This window comes from Limnochorda sp. L945t (assembly GCF_035593305.1).
Taxonomy (GTDB): domain Bacteria; phylum Bacillota; class Limnochordia; order Limnochordales; family Geochordaceae; genus Carboxydichorda; species Carboxydichorda subterranea.
This window is the reverse complement of the sequence record NZ_CP141615.1, coordinates 3,038,104-3,063,178: the sequence shown is the minus strand read 5'-3', so window position 1 is coordinate 3,063,178 and position 25,075 is coordinate 3,038,104. Positions and strand designations below refer to the sequence as shown.

Here is a 25,075-nt window from a genome sequence, read left to right as displayed (position 1 = left end):
CGGGACTACCTGGCCTGCTTCAGCAGGTCGACCTGCACCTCGAGCTCGTCCAGCCGCTCCCGGATTTCCCCAAGGAGCTGCTCGATGTCGGACTGCACGGTGTAGACCCGGTTGGTGCGGCTGTCGACAAAAGCCTGGTACGCGATGCCGGCGGCGTCCTTGGGCATGACCACGACTTTCCAGTAGAGCACCCCGTCGCGCACGAACGGCAGCGGCTCGATGATCTCGAACCCCGACCAGTCCACCAGCGGATTGGCCATCAAGAACGGCTGGCGGTTGACGGGGCCGTCCTCGCCGCGGGACACCTCCGTCACCTTCACCTGATCCTGGTGGATGAACAGGGCATCGACGATGCCGCGGAGGTAGACGCCCTCGGCCGGCCGCATGGGCTGCTGGATCAGGCGGGTGTTTTTCTCCTGTGTGGTCGCGTCGACCACCGCCACCCCGCCCGCCGGCAAGAGCCACTTGATGACCGCCCCGCTCGGCACCAAGAGAAACTCCCAGCTCAGCCGGCCTTCCACCGGTACGAGCGCCTGGCCCCCGCGGTGTACTGGGGGGTTTGCAGCGAGTCCCGTGCGTAGCGCTTCGCCACCTCGACCGGCATCACCCGGATCTGGTCCGCCGATTCGGGAAGCCGATCCATGGGGCAACTCTGATGGGGCTCGCGGGGCTATCCGCTCTCCCGTTCGACCTGCAACCCCATCTCCGCTGCTGCCTGGTTCAAGCGGCGATCCCACGCCAGGAAACGGACGACCTGACCGGTACGCTGTAGGAGAAACACGGCTGAGGCAAGGTGGATGGCGTCAAACCCCCGTAGTGCCTTCTCCTCTGCCAGGTCGGCGGCCAGCTCCACCAATTCCTGGGTCACGTGGACCACGCAAAACGACCGCCAGTCTGCCCGGAACGCTGCCGCGGCCACGGCCCGCTCGGCCTCAGCGATGCGCCCCTGTCTGGAAGCTGCGGCCAGGGCGGCGCGAGTCTCCGCGTAGGCCACGCGGGAAGTGGCCACTACCTCGGCCGCCTCGACTGCGGACCGGACGAGCGGCGACCCATCCTCATCGACGTAGAGCTTGACGATGGCGCTCGTATCCAGGTAGAGGATCACCGTCGAGCTTCGACCACCAGGTCCGAAACCCGGCCCTCACGTACGCGAGCCGGGCGAGCCGCTCCTCGCGGTTTGCCGCCCCCCCAGTCGACCCATCCTTGCGCAACCAGCCCAGCCAGACTGGCATGTCCTGGTGCCACCGGGGTCAGCTGGGCGATGGGCGTGTTGCGATCCGTGATGAGCAAGGACTCGCCCGCTCGCACCCGGCGCAGGAAGGTGGTCAGCCCGTCCCTCAACTGCCGGATGGCTACGCGCTCCACAAAACATCCCTCCCATGGTCACAGCGTACGCCGAACGGGCACGGCAACACAACGGGGAAAACAGCACCCGGTCCCGGACGATCCGATCTGCGCTCATCCTGACAGACGACGCCCCCAACCTGGAGCGGGGTGAGCAAGGGCGGCCGTGACGATACGACCCATGCGCAAACAGGACCTCGTCAGTTTGGCGATACGGTCTTCGCCGCCACCGGACGGCGCGTGATCCCGGCTTTGATGGGGAACGCTCTTCCAACGAGACCCATCAGTTGCCAGGAGAACCGTCGGGAGGGGAGGTTTGCAGCGGCCGCTTCACTCTCAGCTTGCAGACGAAGAAGCCCTCCATCGTGGCCGAGGGCGGGATGCGCAAGGCGAGCCGGAGCGCCGGATGGCCTCCCCCGCCCGTGAGCCCGGGCCACCGTGCGGGTAGCGCAAGCTCGATGGGCAGCACCTCGAGCGCGTCCCCGTACCGCCCGAGCGCCCACTCGACGACACCCTCGTTTTCGTCAGGGTTGATGGTGCACGTGGAGTAGACCACCACGCCGCCGGGCCTCACGGCCCTCAGGGCGCTCGAGAGCAACTGCCGCTGCAGCGGCACGAGACGCCGCACGAGCCGCTCGGACCAGTGCCGGTACGTGGAGACGTCCCCCATCACGAACCGCCCCTCGCCGCTGCACGGGGCGTCCAGCAGGACCCGGTCGAACTGCCCTCGCGAGCCGGGCCCAAGGCGTCGCCCGTCGCCCACCCTGACCTCGGCGATGGTCACCTGCTGGCGCTGCAGGTTGAAACGCAGCCGCTCGGCCCGCACCGCGCTCGTCTCGATGGCGAGGATGGCGCCTCGGTTTTCCATCATGGCCGCCATCTGCGTGGTCTTGCTCCCAGGCGCCGCCGCCACGTCCAGTACCCGCTCGCCCGGCCGCGGCGCCAGCACGAGGGGCGGGACCATGCTGGAGAGGCTCTGAAGGTAGAAGTGGCCGTCGCGATACTCGGGTAGCGCCTCGAGCCGGGATTCGCGCGCGTTCTTGACGATGAGCGCGTCGGGGTACCAGCTCACCCGTTCCACCTTGATGCCGGCTTGCCAGAGGGCCGCGATAGTGGCTCGCACGTTGGTGCGCAGCGTATTGACCCGGAGCGTGACGGGCCGGGGCGCGCGCATGCCCGCCAGCATCCGGTCCACCTCGAGCGGCCCCCACGAGTCCCGCAGCCGCTGGACGAAGGCGTCCGGCAACCGCAGCGGCTGCGTCCTGGTCGACGACACCGGAGCCCTTCCTCCTGGCCAACCGGCCGGCCACGGCTTCGCCGGGCCAAGGTCCCGGCGCTTTCCGGCCCTACCTCATGGTACACTGCCTGGACACCGCCGCCCAGGCCGCCCGGCCCCATGAACCCCTGGCTTGTGGCCAGTGACGCACCGTCGAGAGGCACTCGTGCCGTCCGGCAGGTCCGGACGGCACCCGAAAGGAGGCATCGCGCATGTACGGCGTGATCATGACCACGACGCCGGGCGTCGAGGGACGGCCCATCGAGGAGTACCTGGGAATCGTGACGGGGGAAGCCATCCTGGGAGCCAACGTCTTCCGAGACATGTTCGCCGTGATCCGCGACATCGTAGGAGGCCGCAGTGCGGCCTACGAGCAGGAGTTGGCCAGAGCCCGGGAGATCGCCCTGTCGGAGATGGCGGAGCGCTGCCGCGAGCTCGGCGGCAACGCCGTCGTCGGCATAGACCTGGACTACGAAGTCGTGGGGTCCGGGGGTAGCATGCTGATGGTCAGCGCCTCGGGCACGGCGGTCCGGATCGCCTCCTCGCCCCGCGCCTGACGCCCGGGCCCCACCGTTGTCGATGTAACGGCCGGGTGAACCCGGCCGTTGCACACTTGTGACCCGCCGGTGCTACCCTGCTGCACAGGAAACGCAGACCAATCGATCCAGTCCATGGCATACGGGGAATGCGCCGTTGCGCCAGCCGGAGCAAGCCGTCATTCGCATACGGCAGCTGACCATCTCCTGGGCGGGGCGCCTGGCGGTGCGGGATCTCAGCCTCGACGTCCCGGCCACCGGCGTTACCGTGCTGCTCGGGCCGCCGGGCGCGGGGAAGTCCACGATCCTGTGGGCCATCAACGGGCTGCTGGAGGACGAGGCAGGCACCGCGGCCAGAGGCGAAGTGTGGGTGCGCGACCGCCGGGTGCTGCCGGCCGGCGGCCCGGCCGCTTCGTATCGCCACCTGGCCCCCGTCGTGATGGAGGAGCCCTACCTCTTCCCCGGCACGGTCCTGCGCAATCTCTCTCTGGCCCCGTCACTGCGCCGCCAGCCCCGGCCGCTCCAGCTGGCCGCCATGCGCAGGGCGCTCGAGGATGCGGGTCTGGCGGAGCTGTGGCCGGGTGGCCTCTCCCGCCGTGTCGAGCACCTTTCGCCGGCCCAGGCTTACCAGCTTTCCCTGGCGCGGGCGCTGGTGGGCGACCCGCACGTCCTGCTGGTGGACGAACCCGCCGCCACCCTCGGCCCCCACGCAGGGCTCGCCGTGGAGGCGGTGCTCCGCCGCATCGCCGCCGGGAGGCCGGTCGTCGTGGCCACCCAGTCGCCCGAACGAGCCGCCCGCCTGGGCGATACGGTCGCCGTCCTCCTCGACGGAGAGCTCGTGGAGTCCGGCCCTGTCGCCGACATCCTCCTGAATCCTTCGGACCCCCGTACGGAGCGCTTGCTGCACCAGGGATGAACACACAGAAAGGAGCACGAGCCACTCCATGGGCGATGCCCCCACCGCACCCGGCGCCCAACTCCCGAGCCTGCGTACCTTCTACCAGCCGATCGTGCGCCTCAGGGACGGGACCGTCGCCGGTTACGAAGCCCTGACCCGCGGTCCCGAGGGTAGCGCCATCGAGAGCGCCGCAAGCCTGTTCGCCTGGGCGCGGGCGAGCGGCCGCCTTTGGGAGGTCGACGCGGCCAGCCGGCGCCTGGCGATTCACCGCTGGGCCGAGCTGGTGCGCAAAGCCCTGCCTCGCGCAGAAGGCAGCGCGGACGGCCCGTCACCCCGGCTTTTCCTCAACGTCCACCCGCTGAGCCTCTCCGAGCCCGGCTTCCGGCAGGGGCTCACCCGCCAATGGGTGGATGCAGCCCGCTTGCCCCTGGAGGCGGTGGTGCTGGAGCTGACCGAGGCGGCTTCCCTGGACGAGGGCCGCCACATCGAGGGAGCCATTCGCCACTATCGCCGGCAGGGATTTGCCATCGGCATCGACGACATGGGGGCCGGGCACAGCTCCCTCCAGAGCCTCCTGACGCTCAAACCCGATTTCGTGAAGATCGACCGCAGCCTCATCGACCACGTCGACCAGGACCCGATGCGCCAGCACCTGGTGCGGGGCATCGTGGAGGCGGCTCACTCCGCTTCGATCCAGGTCGTGGCGGAAGGCATCGAGCGGCTCGAAGAGCTCCGGTTCCTGGTGCGGGCCGGCGTCGACATGGGCCAGGGATTCCTGCTCGCCCGCCCGCAGCCGGTGCCGCCGCCGGTGTCGCCGGAGAGCCTCGCGGAACTGAGGGCGGCCCAGCGGATCTTTCTGGGCACCGGGCACGCCGAACCCCCGGTCGGCGAACTCGCCGAGAGCGTGCCCCCGGTCGAACCCGATTGCCAGGTCACCGCGGTCCTTCAACGCTTCGAGCAGGATCCGGGCCTCAGCGCCGTGGCCGTGGTCGAACACGGGCATCCGGTAGGCCTTGTCATGAGGGACCGGCTCTTTTATCTCCTGGGCCGCCGGTACGGGCGGGCCATCTTCTCCGCGCGGCCCGTGCGGCTCGCGGCCGATCCCGTCCCCCTCGTCGTGGACGGCTCGACCCCTCTCTCCGAAGTCGCGTACCGGGCCACCCAGCGCCAGGAGTCGTCGGCGTACGACAGCATCATCGTGACGGACGACGGGCGTTATCAGGGTCTCGTGACCGTGCGGCGGCTCTTGCAGCGCATCACCCAGCTGCAGATCGAGGCCGCCCGCGACGCCAACCCGCTGACCGGCTTGCCGGGCAACCGCGTCATCGAACGCGAGGTGGCGCGACGGTTGGAGCACGGAGCCGACTTCTCGGTGCTCTATTGCGACATCGACGATTTCAAAGCGTTCAACGACCATTACGACTTCAAGCGCGGCGACCAGGCCATCCGCGCTCTGGCCGAAGTGTTGCAGGCCCAGGCTGCCCGGTTTCCTCCGGGAGAAAGCTTCGTCGGGCACGTGGGAGGGGACGACTTCGTCATGGTGGTGCCCGGCGACTCCGGGCCCGAGGTGGCCCGAGCCGTGGTGGAAGCCTTCGACAGCCGCGTACGCCTGCTCTACTCTCCCGAAGACCTGGCTCGCGGGTACATCGAAGGAGAGGACCGTAGAGGCAACCGTACCCGTTTCGGCATCATGACCCTCTCGATCGCCATCCTCCACAATCCGCGCGGCCACGTACGGTCGTACCTGGAGTTCGTCTCCAACGTGGGGCAGTTGAAACGGAAGGCCAAGATCCAGGAGGGAAACGCCATCGTGATGTAGGACGAGCGGAAGGAGGCCGTGCGATGAAAGGCGCCTGGAAGTGGGGAGCGCCACTGCTCCTGCTGGCGGCGCTGGAGGGCTGGGGAAGCCATCCCGCGATGGCCCGGCAGGCGCTCACCATCAAGGGTTCGGATACCATGGTCATCCTGGGACAGCGGTGGGCAGAGCAGTTCGCCAGGAAAAACCCGGACATCGCCGTCCAGGTCACGGGAGGCGGCTCGGGATCCGGGATCGCCGCCCTGATCAACGGCACGACCGACATCGCGGAGGCGTCGCGCCCCATGACCGCCCAGGAGCGGGCGCTGGCCCGGCAGCGCAGGGGCAAAGAGGTGCACGAGTTCGTGGTGGCGAAGGACGGCGTCACCGTCTACGTCAACGAGGCCAATCCGGTCGAGGCGCTGACGGTCGACCAGCTGCGGGGCATCTTCACCGGGCGCATCCGGCGATGGTCGGAAGTCGGGGGGCTGGACCAACCCATCATCGTATACAGCCGGGAGCACAACTCCGGCACCTACGTCTTCTTCCGGGAACACGTCATGCAAAACGAGGACTATACCCCGAGGGCCCAGACCATGCCGGGTACGGCGGCGCTGGTCAACGCAGTGGCCCGGACCCCCAACGGCATCGGCTTCGGCGGCATCGCGTACGCGCACGGGGTGCGGGCTCTGCGGATCCGGGCGCATGAAGGGGCCCCTGCAGTGGCGCCTTCCCTGGAGACCGTGCGAAACGGCACGTACCCGCTGAGCCGGCCGCTCTACTGGTACACCCTCGGAGAGCCCGGCCCTTTGGCCCGGCAGCTGCTCGACTGGGTGCTCTCCGACGAGGGCCAGGCCGTCGTCGCCGAAGTGGGCTACATCCCGCTGCGCTGAGAGGAGCGGTGGACGCGTATCGGAGCCATGCGTCGCGCGGAGCGGGGCTGGATCGGGCTCTCGGGTGCGGCCGCCTGGGTGAGCGTGCTGGGCGTGCTGGCGATCCTCTACTTCATCCTGCGCGAGGCGCTCCTGGTCTGGACCCAACCGCTGCCGGGGGAAGCGCTCCACCCTGCCCATCTCTGGTGGGGCGACGAGCCCGGCCCTGCGCCTTCTCGTCCGTACGTGTGGCAGCCCGTGGCCCTGCGGCCCAAGTACTCCATCGTGCCCCTGCTGGTGGGGACCACCCGGGTGAGCCTGCTGTCGCTGGCGGTGGCGTGGCCGCTCGGCTCGCTCGCGGCCTTCCACGTTACCCGCCACGCCCACCCGGCGGTGAGGACGGCGGTGGCAGCCGTGATGGAGTTGTTGGACGGGGTGCCGACGGTGGTGCTGGGTGCGGCAGGGTTGCTCTTCCTGGCGACGCCCCTGCAGCAGGTGACGGGGGCCCCCTCCGAGCTCAACGCTTGCCTCGCGGCGGTCGTGCTGGGGCTATGGTCCGTGCCCCTGGTCTTCCGGATGGCGGCGGACGGCCTGTCCGCCCTGCCATCCGGAGTCTACCGGGCCGCCCGGGCCCTCGGTATCCCCGAGGGGGGAGCGTGGGTTCACCTGGCCTTGCCGGCGGGGTGGCGGTGGTTCGCAGGAGCCGGGGTGGCGGCGTTCGCCCGGGCCTTCGGCGAGACCATGATCCCGGTCATGCTGACCGGCAACGCCGCAGTGCTTTCCCTCTCCCCGCTCGACTCGGCGCGGACCCTGGCCGGCACCATCGCCGCCGAGATGGGATCCGTGGTGTACGGCAGCACCCACTACAGCGTGCTGTTCATGCTGGGGGCCATCCTGCTGGCGGTCTCGCTGGCGGCGCACGAACTGCTGGCCCGGCTGACTCGCCCGGCGCCGCCCCTGCTCGTGCCCGGCGACCCGGAGAACGGCCATGAGGCTGTTGCGGTGGCTTTCGGCCGCAGCCAGCGCCCTCGTCGTCGCTAGCTTCGTTGCGCTCGTCGTCGCCGTGCTGGCGCTGGGAGTGCCTCGCTTCAGCCGGGACTTCTTCACCCTCCCGCCGGAAGAGGGACTCGCCTCCGGGGGCATCCTGCCGGCCATCGTAGGGACGCTCGCGCTGGTGGCGATGGTGGGGTTGATCACCGTGCCGGTGGGGGTGCTGGGCGGCATCTACCTGGCGGCCTTCTCGGACGAGCGCTCCCTCACGGGGCGGGCCATGCGGTGGAGCGTGAGCCGCCTGGCGGGGCTGCCCGCCATCGTGTACGGCTTGTTCGGCCTGGGTTTCTTCGTGCTCGGGGTCGGCCAGCAGCTGGATCGGTGGTTCTCCGGAAGCAACCTGGTCTACGGCCAGCCCGCGGTGGTGTGGGCGGGTCTCACCATGGCAGCGTACACGTTGCCCGTGGTGGTCAGCTCGACGGAGCGGGCGCTCGGGGAAGTGCCGCCCAACCACCGGCGGGCCGGGCGAGCCCTTGGGCTCGGCCCCTGGGATGCCGTGCGATTCGGGGTGCTGCCCCTGGTCGGCAGGGGCGTGCTGACCGGGGCTCTCGTCGCCGTGAGCCGGGCCGTCGGAGAGGTGGCTCCCATCATGTTCACCGGGGTCGCGTACTTCGCCCCCTCCCTGCCGCTCGAGCCGTCCGACCAGTTCATGGAACTGGGCTATCACGTCTTCGTGCTGGCCACCCAGTCGCCCGACGTGGAGATGACCAAGCCGAACCTTTACGCGACCATGGCGGTACTGCTGCTGGTCACCCTGGCGCTCAACGGGACCGTGCTCTGGATCCGTACACGAGCGGGCCCCGGGGGCCGGCCGAGGCCGCGAGGGACGCGGTGAGGTCCGGCGCCCTCTCCGGGCAGCGCCTGCCCATGGTATTCAATACGTTGAACAAGGCTCCGCCGTTTCTTCTCTACCGCGTTCCATGGCAGCAACAGACCGCACGCCCCGTGTCGTCAAGGCCCGAATGTCCCGTGTCGTCAAGATCCGAGAGGAACCGGTATCTTCCAAGGCGAATTCCCGGGTACATCCTCAGGAAGGGGTGACCCTGGTGGCAGTTGCCGAGAGACGTGGCGTCCGGCAGGTCGAGATCGGCTCAGGGCCTCCGCTGGCGGTCGAGCGGCTTCCCGAGCCGCCCCCCATGGACTGGAGGAGCGTGCTGAAGATCATCGGCCCCAGCGCCATCGTACTGGGAGTCGCCATCGGCAGCGGTGAATGGCTCATCGGCCCGTCCGTGACCGCCAAGTACGGTCCTGCGCTTCTGTGGATTGCAACCGTTTCCATCATCCTGCAGACGGTGCTCAACCTCGAAATGGTTCGTTACACCACCTACACCGGTGAGCCGATCTTCGTGGGCATGGCCCGCCTGCGCCCGGGCAGCCGCTTCTGGGGCTGGCTCCTCGTCATCATCTCGTTCCTCGAGCGGGCCTGGCCGGGGTGGGCGTTCACGGCAGCCACGGCCGTGGCCGTGTTGAGCCTGGGCCGGCTGGCAGGGCCGCAGGATTCGATGCTCATCATCGGCCTGGGCGCGCTGCTCCTGCTGGTGTGCGTGGTTCTGGTCTCGGTGGGAGGCGTCATCGAGCGGACCCTCGAGATCGCGCAGTGGATCATGATCGGCTTGATCTTGCTGTTCCTCATCGCCATCAACCTCATCGTCTCGCCGGCGGCGGCGTGGAGCGAGACCATCGCGGGGTTCTTCAAGTTCGGCTTCTGGCCGGCCGGGGCGAGTATCACCCTGCTGGCAGCCCTGGCCGGATACGCGGGAGCCGGCGGGCTCAACAACACGACCATCAGCAACTATTATCGCGACAAGGGATTCGGGATGGGCCAGGTCGTGGGAGCCATTCCGGCTGCCATCGGAGGGCGCAAGATTACCGTCTCGGCTTCGGGCAAGGTGTTCGAGCCGACCGAGGACAACCTGCGCCGGTGGCGGATCTGGCGCCGCCTCACGGTCATCGACATCGTCGGGGTGTTCACGGTGGGGGCGTTCATCGGAATGCTGCTGCCCAACGTGCTGGTGACGGCGGTCATCCCGAGGGGTAGCGAGCTCGCCCAGTGGAGCATCGCCGCCTATCAGGCCGACGCCCTCAAGAACGCCATCGGCCCGGCCGGGTGGTTCATCCCCATCCTGGCGGGCTTCTGGATCCTGTTCTCGACGCAGCTCGGCTCGGTGGACATGTTCACCCGTACGGTGACGGACGTCCTGTGGTTCACGTCGCCCAGGGTGCGGGCGTGGTCCGGCGACCAGATCAAGAAGGTTTACTATACCGTCCTGGCGCTGTTCGTGGTCTGGGCGCTGGCCGCGTTCATCATGGTGTACGGGATCCAGGCGCAGCCGATCTTCCTCATCCTGCTGGCCGCCAACATGAGCAACGTAGTGCTGGCGCTCACGGGCATCGTGACACTCTACCTCAACCACAGGTACCTGCCCAGGGAGATCCGCCCGGGAGCCGTCTCGACGGTACTCCTGTCGCTCGGGATCCTGTTCTGGGCGACGTTCGCGACGATGTCGGCGCTGGCCAACTTCTTCGGCGTCAAGTTCTGACGTCGTCGTCAGATTCTGTCGTCGTCAGATTCTGACGTAGGGAATGGTAAGGGGGCCCATCGGAAGGGCGGCCACGGCCAGGGGCCGGGGAGCGCCGGACCGGTGGGCCTCCGCGTCCAGTGCCTCCTCGACGCCGGTGACGGGGACGAGCCCGGCCGCTTCCACCGTGGCCGGCGGCAGCGAGGAGAGCAGATAGACCCGCGCTCGTTCGAGCACCATCGCGAGGATTTGCACCTGCCACTGGTCGAGGGATCGGAAACCGGGCTCTTCCACCATGCGCAGCCAATCCCGGGGACCCCGCCCCCGGCTCAGGAGCTCGCCGAACCGGCCGTGGGAAGGCACGCCGTCGGCACACTCGGAGACGGCCACGATGGCGCCGCCCGGCCGCACGATACGGGCGGCGGCACTGAGCCCTTTGACCGTCTGGTAGAGGTTTTGGTCCAGCGGGAAGCCGCTGTTGGACGTCACGACCACGTCGAACCACCGGTCGACCGCGCGCGTGCTGGCACGCCGGCACGCCTCGCACCCGGCCCGGTGCGCCTCCAGGTAGTTTCCCGCGAAGACACCGGTGATCTGGCGGCGCTCGTTGAGCGTCACGTTGGCGAGGAAGTGGGGCGGGGCGAGCTTCACCGCCGCACGAATCGCCTCGTGGACGGGATTGCCGTCGAGCACTCCCCAGGTGGCCCGAGGGTCGCCAATGAGCCTGGCGCCGTGCAGCCAGAGGATGGTCTCCAGGCCCGCCACTCCCGGCGCCACGCCTTTGGGGCCACCCGAAAACCCGGCGAAGAAGTGGGGTTCGATGAAGCCGGTCACGATGCGGACGGAGGCCTCGACGTAGTGCCGGTTGAGCCACACGGGGCCCCCGCCGGGCACCTCTCCGAGGTGCACCAGGCCGGCGTCGTCGTAAGCCGAGTGGTTGACGACCCGGACCTCCTGGAGCAGTCGTCGCCCCAGCATGCGCTCCAGCTCGGCTGGCGTGTTGGGCCGGTGGGTGCCCGTACCGACCAGCACCGTGACGCGGTCGCGAGGGACGGCGTCCAGCTCCTCGAGGATCCAGGGCACCATGCGCTCGCTGGGCGCGGCGCGGGTCCCATCCGCAATGACGATGACGACCCGGTCGTCCGGCCCCACGAGCTGCCGTAGAGGAGCCGACCCGATGGGCGCCCGGAGCGCCGAGACGAACGCCGCTCGCTCATCTTCCAGGCCGGGCTGCGGGTGAGGCTCGATGACGGTGGTATCGTCGGGGAGCTCCGCCGTTACGTGACCCTGACCGTAAGGGAAGTCGACGCGCATCGCCATGGCCTGTCAGCTCCTCACGTATGGCCCCAGGCGTCGCTTCGCCTCCTCGAGGGGTAGCCCCTGCACCGCCCACCACTTGGTCCGTGCAGCACCGCCCCGCACCAGCGCCAAGGACGACCGGGGCACATCGAGGGCCGCTGCGAGCAGGTCCCGTACGGCATCGTTGGCGCGCCCTTCGACCGGCGGCGCGCTCACCCGTACCTTGAGCGCCCTGCCGTGCAAGCCGGCGATCTCCGAGCGGCTCGCCCCCGGCTGGACGTACACGGTGAGGATGAGACGCCCGCCTTCCTGGCGCAGGCACTCCCATGCGCCTGGGCCCGTTGCCGGCGGAGCGCTCCCTTCGCGCGGCACCGAAGGCCGTTCAGCCACGGCCGGCTCTCCTCAACCACCCATGGCCCCCTCAACCCGATCGGGGCCTCGCCGCCCGTCTCGGTCACGAGTGCCGTGTCTTCGATGCTCGCACCGCCCACTCCTGGCAGGTCGACCCTTTTACGCAGCGTGAACGTCCACGTGCGGGCGTCCGCAGAAACCTCGTGGCCTGCCATGGCCAAGATCGGGGCGGCCGTGAACGAAGCCCTTGCCCGGCGGCCCGGTCAGGACCAGTACCCGGCGCTCTCGCCGCTGCCCCTCTGGTGGGGGTCCCACAGATCCCGCAGGCCGTCGCCGAGCAAGTTGAGGGAGAGAACCACGAGGAAGATGGCCATCCCGGGCAGCACCGACACGTGGGGCGCTACCCGGATGTACTGGCGCCCCTCGCTCAGCATGATGCCCCACTCGGCCGTCGGGGGCTGCGCTCCGAGCCCGAGGAAGCTCATGCCCGCCGCCGCGGTGATCATCCAACCCACGTCGAGCGTGGCCGCCACCAGCAAAGGGCCCGAGCTGTGGGGGAGGATATGACGCACCATGATCCACCACGCCGGCGCCCCGATCCCCCGGGCCGCCTCGACGAACTCCTTTTCCTTGAGCGACAGCGCGAGCCCTCGCACGATCCGGGCGTAATAGGGTACGCCCACGATGGCCACGGCCACCATCGTCTTCATCAGCCCGGGACCCAGGGCGGCGATGATGGCGATGGCCAGGAGCACGGAGGGAAAGGCCATCAAGACGTCGACCAGCCGCATGAGCACCGCGTCCACCCGGCCCCCGTAAAACCCCGAGATCAAGCCCACGGGCACCCCGATGGCCATGGCCAGCAAAACGGCGGCGAACCCCACGAGCAAGCTCGTGCGGCCGCCGTAGAGCAGCCGGGCCAGGAGGTCCCGGCCCAGGTGGTCGGTGCCGAGCAGATGGCCGGATGAGCCGGGCGGCTCCAGCCTGGCCAGGACGTCCGCGTCATGGGGGCTGTAGGGCGTGAGAAGAGGGGCCAGGAGGCCACCTCCGAGCAGCCCCGCCACGACGAGGGCGGCAGCGATCATGACGGGATCGCGACGCAACCGCGCCCACGCCCTGGCCAAGCCGCTGGGAGCTGCCGGTGCTTCAGGGTGTACCCGCAGGGACAGTTCTTGCGCCACCGTCCAGGCCTCTTCTCACGCGTAGGTGATGCGAGGATCCAGGTACGCGTACAGCACGTCGACCGCCAGGTTGGTGAAGACGTACATGGCCGATATGACCAGGATGCCGCCTTGAACCACGGGGAAATCCCGGGCCAGGATGCCGTTGATCATCAGCATCCCCAGGCCGGGCCAGTTGAAGAGCATCTCCACGAGTACTTCGCCGCCGAGCAGGTATCCGGCCTGCATCCCGATGACCGTGACCGTCGGAATCATCGCGTTACGCAGCCCGTGGCGGAAGACCAGGGACCACCGGCCCACCCCCCGGGCGCGGGCCGCCCGGATGTACTCCTGCCGGGCCACGTCCAGCATGCTGGCGCGGGTCATGCGCGCCACCGTCGCCGCCGGGCCGACGGCCAGGGCGACGGCCGGCAGCACCAGGTGCCGGACCAGATCGGACGCGTCCGACGATCCGGGCGCATACATGCCGGAGATGGGAAACCACCCCAGGCGCAACCCGAAGCCCAATTGCAGCAGCAACCCAAGCCAGAAGACGGGCATGGAGAAACCCGCCAGCATCGCGATCATGAGGGCCCGGTCGGCCGCGCTACGACCCCATACCGCTGCCAGCACGCCGGCCGGCAACCCGAGTCCCACCGCGAGCACAAGAGCGGAGACGGCCAGCAGAGCCGTGCCCCCGGCCCTCGCGCCGAGGAGCTCGATCACGCTGCGCTTGAGCTGGATGGAGTGTCCCCAGTCCCCCGACACCAGCTTGCCTATCCACCGCACGTACTGCACCGCGATGGGTAGATCCAACCCCAGGTCGTGGCGGAGCTGGGCGAGCGCCGGCTCGGTGGCGTGGGGGCCCAGCATGATGAGGGCCGGGTCCCCGGGCGACAGGTGCATGGTGAGGAACACCACCACGGTGATCCCCACCAGCACCGGTACGACCGCCACGAGCCGCTTGAGAACGTATGCGCCCATCCCGTCCTCTGTCACTCCTGGCCTTGCAGGCGCACCGTCTCGAACCGGAAGACTCCCGTGGGGTGGAGCACGAAGCCCTGGATCTCCTTACGGGCGACCACGATCTGCGTCTCGTGGTCGAAGGGCACCCAGGGCGCGTCCCTCATGATGAGTGCCTGCGCCCTCTTGTACAGGCCGGCTCGCTCCGTCCGGTCCGACGACTGCTGCGCCGCCACCAGCAGTCGATCGACTTCAGGGTTGCGGTAGAAGCTCTCGTTGAACCCGTTGGGAGGCCACTGGTGGCCCGAGAGGAGGATGTACAGGAAGTTGTCCGGGTCGCCGTTGTCCCCTACCCAGCTCATCTCGTGCATCTCCGCCACCTGCGCCGGGTCGGAGGCGAAGACCTTGTCCAGGTAGGTCCCCCACTCGAACGTTTGAATGTTGACCCGGATCCCCACCTTTGCGAGGTCGCTCTGAATGGCCTGCGCCATGGCCACGGGCTGCTGCATGCCCGACCCGGACTGCGGCACCCAGAAATCCACCGACAGGCCCTTGGGGTAGCCGGCTTCGGCCAGCAGCTGGCGTGCCTTCTCCGGATCGTACGGGTAGGCGTGGACCTCCTCGTCGTAACCCCAGAGAACGGGCGGGATGTAATTGTCCGCCAGGACTCCCGTGCCCTTCAAGATGCCTTCCACGATGGCCCGGCGGTTGATCGCGTAGTTGACGGCGCGCCGCACCCGCACGTCGTTGAAGGGCGGCTTCTGGTTGTTGAGGACGAGGTACCAGATGTGCATGCCGGGCTGTTCGATCACCTGCCAGCGTGCGTCGCTTCGCAAGCGCGGCAGGTCGTCGGGAGGCACGTTGACAATGAAGTCCAGCTCTCCGGCCTCCAGCTGGGCAAGCCGCGTCTGGTCCTCCACGACGGGACGGTAGACGACCTGCTGGATGCGCGGCACCCGGGCCTTGTCCCAGTAGTCCGGGTTCCGCTCCACGACGACCTCCACGCCCGGCGTCCACCGCACGAACCGGAAGGGCCCTGTCCCCACCGGGTGTTTGGCGATCTCCTTCCCGTACTTGCGGATGGCCGCAGGCGAGACCATGGCCGCCGCGTGCATGGCCAGGTTGGCGAGGAAAGGCGCGTAGCGCTGCTCGAGCACGAACCGGACCGTGTACGCGTCGACCTTCTCCACCCGCTTGACCTTTCCGAAGGTAAACTCCGCGTACGGGAACGTCCCCGTCTGGTGGTAGGGATGAGACGGATCGATCTGGCGCTGGATGTTGAACACGACCGCATCCGCGTCGAACGGCGTCCCGTCATGGAATCGGACCCCTCGCCGCAGCTTGAGGGTGTATACGAGGCCGTCCTTGGAGACCGTCCACGACTGGGCCAGGCCGGGCTCGAGCTCGGTCGAGCCGTCCTTGAACCGCAACAGGCTGTCGTACATCCCCATGGTGGCCCGGCTGGAGTTGTAGTCGCTGATCTGGTGGGGATCCAGTGCCGTCGGCTCCGCCTGCAGCCCCACGACGATGCTGGCGGCGGCCGCCGCGGGCGCACCGGCGCCGACTCCCGCCAGCAACACGGCCAGGAACGCTGCCGAGACCATCCCCACGATGCGGGCCAAGCGGTAAGAAAGGGACATGCTGACCCCCTCCATCCCGTAGGACGCATGGCGCGAACAGGATCAGGCGCTGCGATGCGGGGCTGCTGCGGCCCCTCCCGGGTATTGCCGCATGGTTCGGCACCCCGGGCGCGACTCCTGCCGGCCTCGGGGAGGGAGGCGGTAGCGTCACCGCCCGTTGGCGTGCAGTTCCTGGTAGACCCGCCCTGCCACCGCGACGCCGGTCCTGAGCGATCTGGCGCCCTTCGTCCACTTTGCAGGACACGCCATGCCCGGGTGGGCGTCGACGAAGATCAGGGCATCCAGCCGGCGCAGGGTCTCTGAGGCGTTGCGCCCGACGTTATCCCAGGTCATCTCGACGTCCCGAACCCGCCCTTCGGGGTCGAGGATGAAGGTCCCTCGCCGGGCGTTGCCGCTCGTCTCGTCCAGGACGCCGAACAGGCGCGCTACGTGGCCCGTCCGATCGGATGCCATCGGGTAGCGAACGTGCTCGAGGGTCTTTTCGGCCTCGAGCCATGCCTTGTGGGTATAGACCGTGTCGGTACTGATCCCTACCACCTCGGCGTTGCGTTGCCGGAACTCGTCGTACAGCTCGCCGTAGTCGGCAAGCTCGGTCGGGCACACGAAGGTGAAGTCGGCCGGGTAGAAGACGAGAACGAGCCAGCGGCCCCTGTAGTCGGCGAGCCGGACGGTCCCCTCCTCGCCGGTGGTGGGAAAGTAAGCCGGGAGTTGCAGGTCCGGGACCCGGTCCCCGAGTCGAACGCTGTCCATGGCCCTCTGCCTCCTTGGGCAAAAATGAGGAAGCCGGTGGGCTCCGCTACGAACCTCCGTGCTCCCGCGCGGACCGGCCCGCAGCCGGCATCCTGGCGGCGCCGGCCGGGCCGTCCCGCCGGTAGAGTGTACCACCCGTGGCCGGGCCATGCCACTTGCACGCCAGGGCATGGGACGCGCTGGACGGGTATGGCCGCCGAAGAACCCGCATACATCAGCATGCGGGATGTCCAACAGCATGCTGATCACCGGCATCGACCGGCGCCGCATCCTGCGCCGCATCGCCAACGCCCTGGCTGCCTGGGCCTGTGTCTTGCTCGTCGTCCTGGCGGGAGGTGGCGCCTGCGCGGCTTTCGCGGCGGGCGGGGAGACGAGTACCCGCCCCATGTGCGGGGAAGTCCAGGTCATCGGCGCCCCCGGACACGAAGACGCGCCCGAGGCGGTGCGCGAGCTCCAGCTGGGCCTGCGCCTGCTGGCGCTGTTCGACTACCCCATCGACGGGCGTTACGACCCCCACACCCGGGAAGCCGTCCGCGCCTTCCAGCGCAAGGCAGGGATCGAGCCGACCGGAGTGGCGGGGCCGGAGACCATGGCCGCCCTGGCCCGGGCCTTCGAGCGGGAGGCCAGGCCGCTCATGGCCGCCCAATCGGCGGCCGCGCAGGAGGCTCCCGGCCCGGACGACCTCTTGCCCCACCCGGGCGTCGAGCCCGGAGGCTACTGGATCGTCATCGACACCGCCCACCTCAACCTCACGCTGTACAAGGACGGCAAGGTGCAAGGCCGCTGGCCCATCGCCGTGGGCAAGTTCACGACGATGACGCCCGTCGGGGAATGGAGAATCGTAGACAAGGGATACGCGGAAGGCGTCTTCGGGACGCGGTGGATGGGGATCGACATACCGTTCGGCAGCTACGGCATCCACGGGACCAACCGTCCCTGGTCCATCGGCACCTACGCCAGCGCCGGGTGTATCCGGATGTTCAACCACGACGTGGAGCACCTCTACGACCTCGTGCCGGAGGGCACTCCCGTCACCATCACGGGCGTGCTGCCGTCCCTCGAGTGGAACATCGCCCTCCCGGCCGGCACCGTGGACTGGCACGTGCCGCTCCTGCAGTGGGCGTTGCGCCGCCACGGCTTCGATCCGGGGCGGGCGGACGCAAGGCTGGGCCCGGGGACGATGCGGGCCATCTCTGAAGCGCAGCGGGTGCTGGGGCTGCCGCCCGTGCCGGCGGGCACGCCCGACCTCTTCCGGGCGCTCGGGCTGCGCACCGGAAGCTAGGGGACGTGCTCCCGTACCCTCTGGCTAAGCGACCGTCACGGGGAACCGGCCGGACGGCTGGGCCTTGCCGGCCAGCACGGCGGCCACCGCCCTCACGTGCGGCGGCTGGTCGCCATAGGCTGCCAGATACCAGGCCGGCCTGCGCCCGAGGGCCCCCAGGTCGTAAGGCGTGCCCATCGCCACCAGAGCGGAAGCCTGGGGCGCGAGCTCGATGGCGAGGCGGGCCCACGCGACCTGGTCGGGGTGTCGAGAGGCCGTGCGCGTGACGACCACCGGGATGCGGCGTCGTTGCAGGACCGCCGCCCGCAGGTGCTGCAACGCCTGCTCGTCTTGCTCGGGCGGAGTGCCGGAAGCCACCCGGATCTCCTCGACAGGAACCGGCGTGGCGGCCTGCCCCATCTCGTGGCGAAGCGCCTCGGCCAGCCGCAGGGGACTCGCATGGCGCTCCTCTGCCATGGTGGCGATCCCCTCCCCCAGCTCGAGCACCACCACCCCTGTCTCGGGCTGCGCAATGCGCTCGACGAGGCTGCGCAGAGGTAGATCCGCACTCTCCACGGCGGTGACGGCGTGGGTAGACGCTCGGATAGCCAGGAGCTCGGCCGCCTGCAGGTCCGCGGCGTCGCTCAAGGGCACGTCGGGCAGGAGATCGTCGACGCCGGCACCCAGGGCTCCATATCGCCGCTTGAGCGCCAGCACCCGCTCGACCGACTCCCTGAGGCGTTGCCGGGAAATGCGCCCGGAGCGGGCGGCATCCACGAGCGCCCGGTACGCCTCACGCTGGCGGCTCTCCGTGTGGCTCACCAGGATGAGGTCCGCCCCCGCCTCGAAGGCGCGCACGGCGGCCTCGCCCGGCTCGAAGCGATCCGATATGGCGCGCATCTCGAGGCAGTCGGTGACGATGAGCCCTCCGAACCCCAACTCCCCCCGCAACAGCCCCTCCAGGACCGCCCGGGAGTGCGTCGCAGGCCGCCCCGGCTCCGGCTCGATGGCGGGGAAGACCACGTGGGAGGTCATGATGGCACTGATACCCCCGGCTATGGCCGCCCGGAAGGGCACGAGCTCGACGCGCTCGAGCCTCTCCCGGTCGTGGGGCACCACCGGAAGGTCCACGTGAGAGTCGAGGGCCGTGTCGCCATGGCCGGGGAAATGCTTGCCGGTGGCCGCGACGCCCGCGGACTGCAGCCCCCGCACCGCGGCGGCGCCCAGGCGGGCCACGAGCTGAGGGTCCTCCCCGTAGGAGCGCAGCCCGATGACCGGATTGGCCGGGTTGTTGTTGACGTCGAGCACGGGAGCCAGATCCATGTTGACGCCGACGGCCCGGAGCTGCCGGCCCATGGCCAGGGCCAGCGCCTCGACCAGCTCGACGTCCCCCGTCGCGCCGAGGGCCATGGCGGACGGGAACCAGGTGGCGGGCGGCTTCAGCCGGACGACGCGGCCTCCTTCCTGGTCGGTCGCGATCAACAGCCCGATGCCCGCCTGCCCTCCCGGTACCCCGGCGTGAAGGGAGACGTCCTGGAGCTGCCGCACGAGGCTCCGCACCTGGTCAGGGGTCTTCACGTTGCGGGAAAAGAGGATAACGCCGCCGACCTCGCCCCGCTCGATCCGCTCCAGCAGGGACGGCGGCGGCTCCACGCCGGGGAACCCCACCATGAGCAGCTGCCCGACCTGACGCTCCAGTGGCAGCGCCGCGGCCATGGCACCGGCATCCAGAAACGGTCCCTCAGGCACCTCCATGACCCTTCCGGGCGGTGGATTCGGCGCTCGATGAAAAAGCGCCTTCTCCCATGCCCATGGTAAAACTCCACTCTCATCCAGGGGTAGTCGCAAATTACCATGTCTCCTGCGAACGCATATGGGTAGTGGAGGGGCAACCGGACTACCGGCCCCGGCCCGGGTGCTACCGGCGTCTGTGGGACCTTACCGCGTGAGCAGGCGGGAACCCAACCCCCACCCCGGGTTTCTCCGCCGCCGTCGAGGCTCGTACCCTGACCCCGGCCTCGCCGGGAGCACCCGGGACACCCCTCCCCACCCAGGAGCGAACCCTTCGCCTCCGAATCCCCGCCTCGGGAGGTCGAGACCGACATGACCCTGAGGTTTACCGGGCGCGTCGCGGTGGTGACGGGAGCCGCCCGGGGCATCGGCCGGTCCATTGCCCTCCGGCTGGCCGAAGAGGGCGCCCACGTCGTGGTCGTCGTGGATCTCCGCATGGAGGAGGGGCACCAGACCGCACGCATGGTGGAGGACATCGGCCGGCGTACGGGCTGCCGAGCCCTTTTCGTGCAGGCCGACGTGAGCGACGCCCCCCAGGTCGAGGCGATGGCTCGTCACGTGGACCAGGCCTTTGGCCGGTGCGACGTTCTGGTCAACAACGCCGGCATCAGCGGCCGCCCCATCGGCGACGGGCCCGTGGACCGCTGCAGCCTGGAGGCGTGGGACCGCCTGCTGGCGGTCAACCTGACGGGCGTCTTCTTGTGCAGCAAGTACCTGGTGCCGCTCATGCTGCGAAACGGCGGCGGAGCCATCGTCAACATCGCCTCGGACGAGGCTCTCGTCGGAGCGCCTCCCCCGACGGATACCCACGCGTACTCCGCCAGCAAAGGGGGCGTGGTGGCCTTGACCCGGGCGATGGCCGTCAGCTACGCCGGCAGGGGCATTCGGGTCAATGCCATCGCCCCCGGGTGGATCGCGACGCCGATGACGGCCGATCTGCTCGCAAAGCCGGCCGAAGCGGCTCGGATCGCCGCAGCGTGCCCGATGGGACGCGTCGGCAGGCCAGAGGAAATCGCAGCGGCAGCAGCGTTCCTCGCCTCGGACGATGCCTCTTTCGTGACCGGCGTCGTGCTTCCCGTCGAGGGTGGTTCCACTGCCTGGTGAGCGAAAGCCTCCGAGGTGGACGCACGTGCGCCCCTCGAGAGGCCCCCGGCCCCGCCTTCTTCAATGCTCGCCCTCGAGGAGCGCGTCGATGATGGTTTGCGTCACCTGCCGGGTGGTGGCCTTGCCGCCCAGGTCTGGGGTCTTGACCCCGCGGTCGCCCAGCGTGTGCTCGACCGCGGCCATGATCCTCCGGGCCGCTCCGGGGTGGCCGAGGTGCTCCAGCATCATCGCCCCTGACCAGATCTGGCCGATGGGGTTGGCGATGCCCTGTCCGGCAATGTCGGGAGCGGAGCCGTGAATGGGCTCGAACATCGACGGGTAAACACGCTCGGGATTGAGGTTGGCCGATGGTGCGATCCCGATGCTCCCCGCGATGGCCGCCCCCAGGTCCGTGAGGATGTCGCCGAACAGGTTGGAGGCCACCACCACGCCGAAGCGCTGGGGGTGGGTCACGAAGCGAGCTGCCAGGGCGTCGATGTGGTACTGGTCGGTCGCGACGTCGGGATACTCGCTCGACAGTGCCCGGAAGACCTCGTCCCAAAACGGCATGGTGTGGTTGATCCCGTTGGACTTGGTGGCCGACGTGAGCCTCCGCTTGGGGTGGCGGCGAGCCAGCTCGAAGGCGTAGCGCATGACCCGTTCGACGCCGCGGCGGGTGAAGACCGAGTTTTGAATGACGATTTCATCGGGAGTGCCCGGGTACAGACGTCCCCCCATATTGGAGTACTCGCCCTCGTTGTTTTCGCGCACCACCCAGAAGTCGATGTCGGCAGGCCCGCGCCCCGCCAGCGGCGTGGGCACTCCACGAAGGAGCCGGGCAGGGCGCAGGTTGACGTACTGCCGGAACGTACGCCGTATCGGGAGCAGCAACCCCCACAGGGAGACGTGGTCGGGCACGGACGGGTCGCCCACGGCTCCCAGGAAGATGGCGTCGTAGCCGCGCAGCTGTTCGAGGAAGTCCGGAGGCGCCATGCGGCCCGTCTCGTGATAGTACCGGCAGCTCCACGGGAACGTCTCGTAGCGCATTTGAAACGTACCGTCCACGGACGCCGCCGCGTCGAGCACCTCCATGCCCGCCGGCACCACCTCGAGCCCGATGCCGTCCCCCGGGATCACCGCGATGCGATGCACCTGTGCTTGCTGCCCGCGGCTCGACGCCACCGCTCCTTCGCTCCCTTCGGGAATCACCAGAGCCCCAGCACTTTCCACCACAGCCCGCCGAGCCCCACCCACACGATGAGGTTGACCACCGAGAGCAGGAAGCCGAACTTCCACCAGGTGGTCTGATCGACGTAGCCCGCCCCGAAGTAGATGGGCGCCGGGCCGGTGCCGTAGTGGGTGAGGGACGCGTTGAGGCTCGAAAAGACGCCGAGAGCGATGGTGACCAGGTACGCCGGTGCGCCCAGCGCGATGGCCACGGCGGCCAGAGGGACGAAGAAGGCAGTGACGTGAGCCGTCATGCTGGCGATGAAGTAGTGCAGGTAGACGTAGAGGAGCACCACGAGGAAGAGGACCAGCATCCAGCTCCCGGCGTCGCCCAGGGCCAGTTTCACGTTGTCGGCGAGCGCCCCGATGACACCCCACTTGCTGAGCCCGTTGGCCATGGCCACCAGACCGCCGAACCAGATCAGGGCATCCCATCCGCCCGACTCGCCGAGGACGTCTTTCCAGTTGACCACCCCGAGAACGATGAGCAACGCGACACCGGCCAGCGCGACGGCCGTCTCGTGCAGGTGGTTCCACTGGCCGGTGGCCCACAGCACCAGGGTCAGGAGAAAGACGCCGAGCATGGCTTTCTCGCCCCGGCTCATCGGGCCCATCGACTCGAGCTCCCGGGCCGCCATGCGGGGCGCATCGGGCGACGTGCTGACCTCGGGCGGGTAGAGCCGGTAGAGCAGGTACGGGATCAGCGCCAGGGCCACGAGGCCCGGCACGACGGCGGCAGCCGCCCACCCGATCCACGTGACGTTGACATCGAAGTTCTTGCGGGCGAGCTCCGCCACCAGCGGCGCCGGCGCCACCGACGTCAGGAACATGGCCGACGTGACCAGGTTGACCTGGTACTCGGTCAACATCAAGAAGGCGCCCGCCTTCCGGGCGGTCGGCCCCGGCTCGGACCCGAAGCTCGCCGCCAGGCTGCGGACGATGGGGAAGAGGATGCCGCCCGCCCGGGCCGTGTTGGAAGGAGTGGCAGGAGCGATCACCAGGTCGCTGGCGGCGATCGCGTAAGCGAGCCCGAGCGTGCTCTTGCCGAAGGCCCGGATCATGATGTAGGAGATGCGCCGGCCCAGGCCGGTCTTGATGAAGCCGCGAGCGAACAAGAACGCCGAGACGATGAGCCATACCGTCGTGTTGGCAAAACCGCTGAGCGAGTCCCCGATCGAAAGGGTGCCGGTGATCGCCGTGAGGGCCACGCCGAGGATCACCACGGCTCCCTGCGGCAGGGGTTGGAGGATGAGGCCGAGGATCGTGCCGAGGAACAGGCCGATCATGTGCATGGCCCCAGCCTGGAGCCCCCAGATGGGAGGAAGCAGCCAGACGATGACCGCGACCGCTATCGGGATGGCCGCCCTCACCGCCACGGACGGGCCAGGGCTCGATCCCACAGCTTTGACCGTCTTGGCCCCGGACAGCGCCATATGACGTCCCCTCTCCCTCCACCGCTCGCGTACGAGCTGGATCCAGTGTCCCGACGTCGCGATGGATTCGAAGTCGCGATTGTGCGCTCCTTCACGAACGGCGGGGACGAAAGTCCATTTCGGGGCCACCCCATGGCCACCGCCGACAGAGACAGATGCCCCTGTGCCTCGCCGCGGCTCCCTGCGAACGGTCAAGCAGGCGTGGCCGCGGCCTGGCCGCCGCCGTACAGCTTACGCAGCTCTGCCTTCATGACCTTGCCGGTGCCGGTCTTGGGGAGTTCCCGGTCGAGGATGACCCAGTGGCGGGGCACCTTGAAGTGGGCGATCCGGTCGCGGCAGTAGGCGCTGAGCTCCTCCGGCGTGACGGTCTGCCCCGGCTTGGGTACGACCAGCGCCTTGGGGACCTCGCCCCAGTGCGGGTCGGTGGCCGCGATGACCGCGCACTCGAGCACCGCCGGGTGGCTGTAGATGCAGTTTTCCACCTCGACGCTGCTGATGTTTTCCCCGCCGGAGATGATGATGTCTTTCTTGCGGTCGACGATCTGGACGTACCCTTCCGCGTCCACCACCGCCATGTCCCCGGTGTGGAACCACCCCCCGCGGAACGCCTCCTCCGTCTCCTCGGGGCGGTTCCAGTACCCTTTCATGACGCTGTCGCCCCGGACCACGATCTCCCCCACCTCCTGCCCGTCCGAGCGCACTTCGGTGCCGTCCTCACGCACCACGCGAAGCTCGACGCCGACGGTGGGCAGCCCGGTCATCGCCATCCGCCGGTCCTTCTCCTCCTGCGGGCGGTCGGCCAGAGTGCCCTTCAACACGGCGACGGTCAGCACCGGCGTGGTCTCGGTGAGGCCGTAGCCCACCATGGTCTTACAACCGATTTCACGCCGCGCTGCCTCCACGAGCGCATAAGGGGCCGGCGCCCCGCCCAGCACCAGGGTGCGCAGGCTCGACAGGTCGTAGGCCTTGCGGCCCGGCCAGTTGAGCAGTGCGTTGAGCATGGTGGGCACCATCAGCGCCACCGTGGCCCGGTGCTCTTGCACGGCCCGGGCAAAGATCTCCGGGTCGAACCGCGGCACCACCACCTGGGTGGCCCCCACGGCCACCAGGAAGTGCGGCGAACCCCACGCGTTGACGTGGAAGAGAGGCACCGTCCCCACGATCTGCACGTCGGCATCGGTCAGCTGCAGCGTGACGAGGGCCTGGAGCGCGTGGGTGTAGAGGGCCCTGTGCGTGAGCATGGCCCCTTTGGGGCGGCCCGTCGTGCCGGACGTGTAGAAGATCTCCGCCACGTCGTCCTCGTCGACGTCCCACGCCTCGATCGGGTCGGCAGACTGGCGCGCCAGGAGTGGGTCGAAACGCTGCCACCCGGGCGGAAGCGGTGCATCCTCGTCGGCCAGTACGTACGACGAGACCGGCACCTGGTGACGGACGGCCTCCGCCACGGCAACCAGTTCCTTACCGACGACGAGCACCTTCGGCGCCGCGTCGTTGAGTATGAACGCGATTTCAGAAGGGCTGAGGCGAATGTTGAGGGGCAGCAGGATGGCCCCGATGGGGAGCACGCCGTAGTAAGCCTCGAGGAGCCGGTGGCAGTTCATCCCCAGGTAGGCGACCCGGTCGCCTTTGCGGACCCCGAGCTCCATCATCGCCCGGGCAAACTGGTAGACCCTCCCCTGATACGCTCCGTAGGTCTCCCGGTGATCCCGGCAGACGATGCCGACCTTGTCCCGGTACAGGCGAGCGGTGCGCTCCAGGAAGCGCAGAGGCGTTTGCGGCAGCTTCATGAGACCCACCCCCCGTGTACCTGCCGGCGGTGGCAGGTTG

The 25,075-nt window shown here is 69.0% G+C and carries 24 protein-coding genes; 9 read left to right on the top strand and 15 right to left on the bottom strand.

Features of this window, described 5'->3' with window-relative positions; genetic code table 11:
* Nucleotides 1-5 precede the first annotated feature (5 nt).
* The 5 genes from U7230_RS14200 to U7230_RS14180 all read right to left on the bottom strand — a co-directional run bounded on the left by U7230_RS14200 (nucleotide 6) and on the right by U7230_RS14180 (nucleotide 2,620).
* The gene (locus tag U7230_RS14200; RefSeq protein ID WP_324716487.1) at nucleotides 6-521 is read right to left on the bottom strand and encodes a hypothetical protein; all 516 of its coding nucleotides are present in this window, start codon (nucleotides 519-521) and stop codon (nucleotides 6-8) included.
* Nucleotides 506-643: a hypothetical protein gene (locus tag U7230_RS14195; RefSeq protein ID WP_324716486.1), complete on the bottom strand. Its 138-nt coding sequence runs from the start codon at nucleotides 641-643 to the stop codon at nucleotides 506-508. Before U7230_RS14195 ends, U7230_RS14200 begins: the two co-directional genes overlap by 16 nt.
* Before the next feature lie 27 nt (nucleotides 644-670).
* On the bottom strand, nucleotides 671-1,105 hold the full coding sequence (locus U7230_RS14190; RefSeq protein WP_324716485.1) for a type II toxin-antitoxin system VapC family toxin: 435 nt from the start codon (nucleotides 1,103-1,105) through the stop codon (nucleotides 671-673).
* On the bottom strand, nucleotides 1,102-1,365 hold the full coding sequence (locus U7230_RS14185; protein ID WP_324716484.1) for a type II toxin-antitoxin system Phd/YefM family antitoxin: 264 nt from the start codon (nucleotides 1,363-1,365) through the stop codon (nucleotides 1,102-1,104). The genes U7230_RS14190 and U7230_RS14185 overlap by 4 nt, the downstream gene beginning before the upstream one ends.
* A 262-nt stretch (nucleotides 1,366-1,627) precedes the next feature.
* Nucleotides 1,628-2,620 carry an RsmB/NOP family class I SAM-dependent RNA methyltransferase gene (locus tag U7230_RS14180; RefSeq protein ID WP_324716483.1) on the bottom strand — a complete coding sequence of 331 codons (993 nt, stop codon included), beginning with the start codon at nucleotides 2,618-2,620 and terminating at the stop codon, nucleotides 1,628-1,630.
* Nucleotides 2,621-2,841: 221 nt separating this feature from the next.
* Here U7230_RS14180 and U7230_RS14175 point away from each other — a divergent pair, with 221 nt between their 5' ends.
* The 7 genes from U7230_RS14175 to U7230_RS14145 all read left to right on the top strand — a co-directional run bounded on the left by U7230_RS14175 (nucleotide 2,842) and on the right by U7230_RS14145 (nucleotide 10,311).
* Nucleotides 2,842-3,177 (top strand): heavy metal-binding domain-containing protein, encoded by a 336-nt coding sequence (locus U7230_RS14175; RefSeq protein WP_324718255.1) that lies wholly within the window; start codon nucleotides 2,842-2,844, stop codon nucleotides 3,175-3,177.
* A 136-nt stretch (nucleotides 3,178-3,313) separates the two neighbouring features.
* Nucleotides 3,314-4,072, top strand: coding sequence for an ATP-binding cassette domain-containing protein (locus U7230_RS14170; protein WP_324716482.1), 759 nt, complete (start codon nucleotides 3,314-3,316; stop codon nucleotides 4,070-4,072).
* 28 nt (nucleotides 4,073-4,100) lie between these two features.
* Nucleotides 4,101-5,873: a GGDEF domain-containing protein gene (locus U7230_RS14165; protein WP_324716481.1), complete on the top strand. Its 1,773-nt coding sequence runs from the start codon at nucleotides 4,101-4,103 to the stop codon at nucleotides 5,871-5,873.
* 23 nt (nucleotides 5,874-5,896) lie between these two features.
* On the top strand, nucleotides 5,897-6,742 hold the full coding sequence (locus U7230_RS14160; protein ID WP_324716480.1) for a phosphate ABC transporter substrate-binding protein: 846 nt from the start codon (nucleotides 5,897-5,899) through the stop codon (nucleotides 6,740-6,742).
* 27 nt (nucleotides 6,743-6,769) lie between these two features.
* Entirely contained in the window at nucleotides 6,770-7,762 is a 993-nt protein-coding gene (locus U7230_RS14155) for a PstC family ABC transporter permease (RefSeq protein WP_324716479.1), read from the top strand.
* Nucleotides 7,710-8,606 carry a PstA family ABC transporter permease gene (locus U7230_RS14150; protein WP_324716478.1) on the top strand — a complete coding sequence of 299 codons (897 nt, stop codon included), beginning with the start codon at nucleotides 7,710-7,712 and terminating at the stop codon, nucleotides 8,604-8,606. Before U7230_RS14155 ends, U7230_RS14150 begins: the two co-directional genes overlap by 53 nt.
* Nucleotides 8,607-8,817: 211 nt before the next feature.
* A complete protein-coding gene (locus tag U7230_RS14145) occupies nucleotides 8,818-10,311 on the top strand; it encodes an Nramp family divalent metal transporter (RefSeq protein WP_324716477.1) in 1,494 nt (497 codons plus the stop codon).
* A 24-nt stretch (nucleotides 10,312-10,335) separates the two neighbouring features.
* On the opposite strand, the gene larA is transcribed toward U7230_RS14145, so the two are convergent.
* The 6 genes from larA to U7230_RS14115 form a co-directional block, all read right to left on the bottom strand.
* A complete protein-coding gene (gene larA / locus U7230_RS14140; RefSeq protein ID WP_324716476.1) occupies nucleotides 10,336-11,610 on the bottom strand; it encodes a nickel-dependent lactate racemase in 1,275 nt (424 codons plus the stop codon).
* 6 nt (nucleotides 11,611-11,616) lie between these two features.
* Nucleotides 11,617-11,979, bottom strand: coding sequence for a DUF167 domain-containing protein (locus tag U7230_RS14135; RefSeq protein WP_324716475.1), 363 nt, complete (start codon nucleotides 11,977-11,979; stop codon nucleotides 11,617-11,619).
* A gap of 224 nt (nucleotides 11,980-12,203) precedes the next feature.
* A complete protein-coding gene (locus U7230_RS14130; RefSeq protein ID WP_324716474.1) occupies nucleotides 12,204-13,121 on the bottom strand; it encodes an ABC transporter permease in 918 nt (305 codons plus the stop codon).
* 15 nt (nucleotides 13,122-13,136) lie between these two features.
* On the bottom strand, nucleotides 13,137-14,084 hold the full coding sequence (locus U7230_RS14125; RefSeq protein ID WP_324716473.1) for an ABC transporter permease: 948 nt from the start codon (nucleotides 14,082-14,084) through the stop codon (nucleotides 13,137-13,139).
* Nucleotides 14,085-14,095: 11 nt separating this feature from the next.
* Nucleotides 14,096-15,703, bottom strand: a complete 1,608-nt coding sequence (locus tag U7230_RS14120; RefSeq protein ID WP_324716472.1) for an ABC transporter substrate-binding protein — start codon at nucleotides 15,701-15,703, stop codon at nucleotides 14,096-14,098.
* Nucleotides 15,704-15,850: 147 nt separating this feature from the next.
* On the bottom strand, nucleotides 15,851-16,453 hold the full coding sequence (locus U7230_RS14115; protein WP_324716471.1) for a peroxiredoxin: 603 nt from the start codon (nucleotides 16,451-16,453) through the stop codon (nucleotides 15,851-15,853).
* 238 nt (nucleotides 16,454-16,691) lie between these two features.
* Here U7230_RS14115 and U7230_RS14110 point away from each other — a divergent pair, with 238 nt between their 5' ends.
* Nucleotides 16,692-17,735, top strand: a complete 1,044-nt coding sequence (locus tag U7230_RS14110; RefSeq protein ID WP_324716470.1) for a peptidoglycan-binding protein — start codon at nucleotides 16,692-16,694, stop codon at nucleotides 17,733-17,735.
* A gap of 24 nt (nucleotides 17,736-17,759) precedes the next feature.
* Here U7230_RS14110 and nagZ read toward each other — a convergent pair whose 3' ends face one another.
* Nucleotides 17,760-19,463, bottom strand: coding sequence for a beta-N-acetylhexosaminidase (nagZ, locus tag U7230_RS14105; protein WP_324716469.1), 1,704 nt, complete (start codon nucleotides 19,461-19,463; stop codon nucleotides 17,760-17,762).
* Nucleotides 19,464-19,817: 354 nt separating this feature from the next.
* Between nagZ and U7230_RS14100 the strand changes: the two genes are divergently transcribed.
* Nucleotides 19,818-20,609 carry an SDR family NAD(P)-dependent oxidoreductase gene (locus U7230_RS14100; RefSeq protein ID WP_324716468.1) on the top strand — a complete coding sequence of 264 codons (792 nt, stop codon included), beginning with the start codon at nucleotides 19,818-19,820 and terminating at the stop codon, nucleotides 20,607-20,609.
* 60 nt (nucleotides 20,610-20,669) lie between these two features.
* Here the strand turns inward: U7230_RS14100 and U7230_RS14095 are convergent, their stop codons facing one another.
* The 3 genes from U7230_RS14095 to U7230_RS14085 all read right to left on the bottom strand — a co-directional run bounded on the left by U7230_RS14095 (nucleotide 20,670) and on the right by U7230_RS14085 (nucleotide 25,035).
* Nucleotides 20,670-21,770, bottom strand: coding sequence for a tartrate dehydrogenase (locus U7230_RS14095; RefSeq protein WP_404980692.1), 1,101 nt, complete (start codon nucleotides 21,768-21,770; stop codon nucleotides 20,670-20,672).
* 23 nt (nucleotides 21,771-21,793) lie between these two features.
* A complete protein-coding gene (locus U7230_RS14090) occupies nucleotides 21,794-23,248 on the bottom strand; it encodes an anion permease (protein WP_324716466.1) in 1,455 nt (484 codons plus the stop codon).
* A 191-nt stretch (nucleotides 23,249-23,439) separates the two neighbouring features.
* The gene (locus tag U7230_RS14085) at nucleotides 23,440-25,035 is read right to left on the bottom strand and encodes a long-chain-fatty-acid--CoA ligase (protein ID WP_324716465.1); all 1,596 of its coding nucleotides are present in this window, start codon (nucleotides 25,033-25,035) and stop codon (nucleotides 23,440-23,442) included.
* Between the last annotated feature and the right edge of the window lie 40 nt (nucleotides 25,036-25,075).

What these genes read in the sequence shown, in the direction of transcription:
- U7230_RS14100 (WP_324716468.1), top strand. Translation starts at nt 19,818, where the DNA reads ATGACCCTGAGGTTTACCGGGCGCGTCGCGGTGGTGACGGGAGCCGCC.
- U7230_RS14195 (WP_324716486.1), bottom strand. Translation starts at nt 643, where the DNA reads ATGGATCGGCTTCCCGAATCGGCGGACCAGATCCGGGTGATGCCGGTC.
- U7230_RS14155 (WP_324716479.1), top strand. Translation starts at nt 6,770, where the DNA reads ATGCGTCGCGCGGAGCGGGGCTGGATCGGGCTCTCGGGTGCGGCCGCC.
- U7230_RS14165 (WP_324716481.1), top strand. Translation starts at nt 4,101, where the DNA reads ATGGGCGATGCCCCCACCGCACCCGGCGCCCAACTCCCGAGCCTGCGT.
- larA (WP_324716476.1), bottom strand. Translation starts at nt 11,610, where the DNA reads ATGGCGATGCGCGTCGACTTCCCTTACGGTCAGGGTCACGTAACGGCG.
- U7230_RS14115 (WP_324716471.1), bottom strand. Translation starts at nt 16,453, where the DNA reads ATGGACAGCGTTCGACTCGGGGACCGGGTCCCGGACCTGCAACTCCCG.
- U7230_RS14085 (WP_324716465.1), bottom strand. Translation starts at nt 25,035, where the DNA reads ATGAAGCTGCCGCAAACGCCTCTGCGCTTCCTGGAGCGCACCGCTCGC.
- U7230_RS14090 (WP_324716466.1), bottom strand. Translation starts at nt 23,248, where the DNA reads ATGGCGCTGTCCGGGGCCAAGACGGTCAAAGCTGTGGGATCGAGCCCT.
- U7230_RS14120 (WP_324716472.1), bottom strand. Translation starts at nt 15,703, where the DNA reads ATGTCCCTTTCTTACCGCTTGGCCCGCATCGTGGGGATGGTCTCGGCA.
- U7230_RS14125 (WP_324716473.1), bottom strand. Translation starts at nt 14,084, where the DNA reads ATGGGCGCATACGTTCTCAAGCGGCTCGTGGCGGTCGTACCGGTGCTG.
- U7230_RS14110 (WP_324716470.1), top strand. Translation starts at nt 16,692, where the DNA reads ATGCTGATCACCGGCATCGACCGGCGCCGCATCCTGCGCCGCATCGCC.
- U7230_RS14160 (WP_324716480.1), top strand. Translation starts at nt 5,897, where the DNA reads ATGAAAGGCGCCTGGAAGTGGGGAGCGCCACTGCTCCTGCTGGCGGCG.
- U7230_RS14150 (WP_324716478.1), top strand. Translation starts at nt 7,710, where the DNA reads ATGAGGCTGTTGCGGTGGCTTTCGGCCGCAGCCAGCGCCCTCGTCGTC.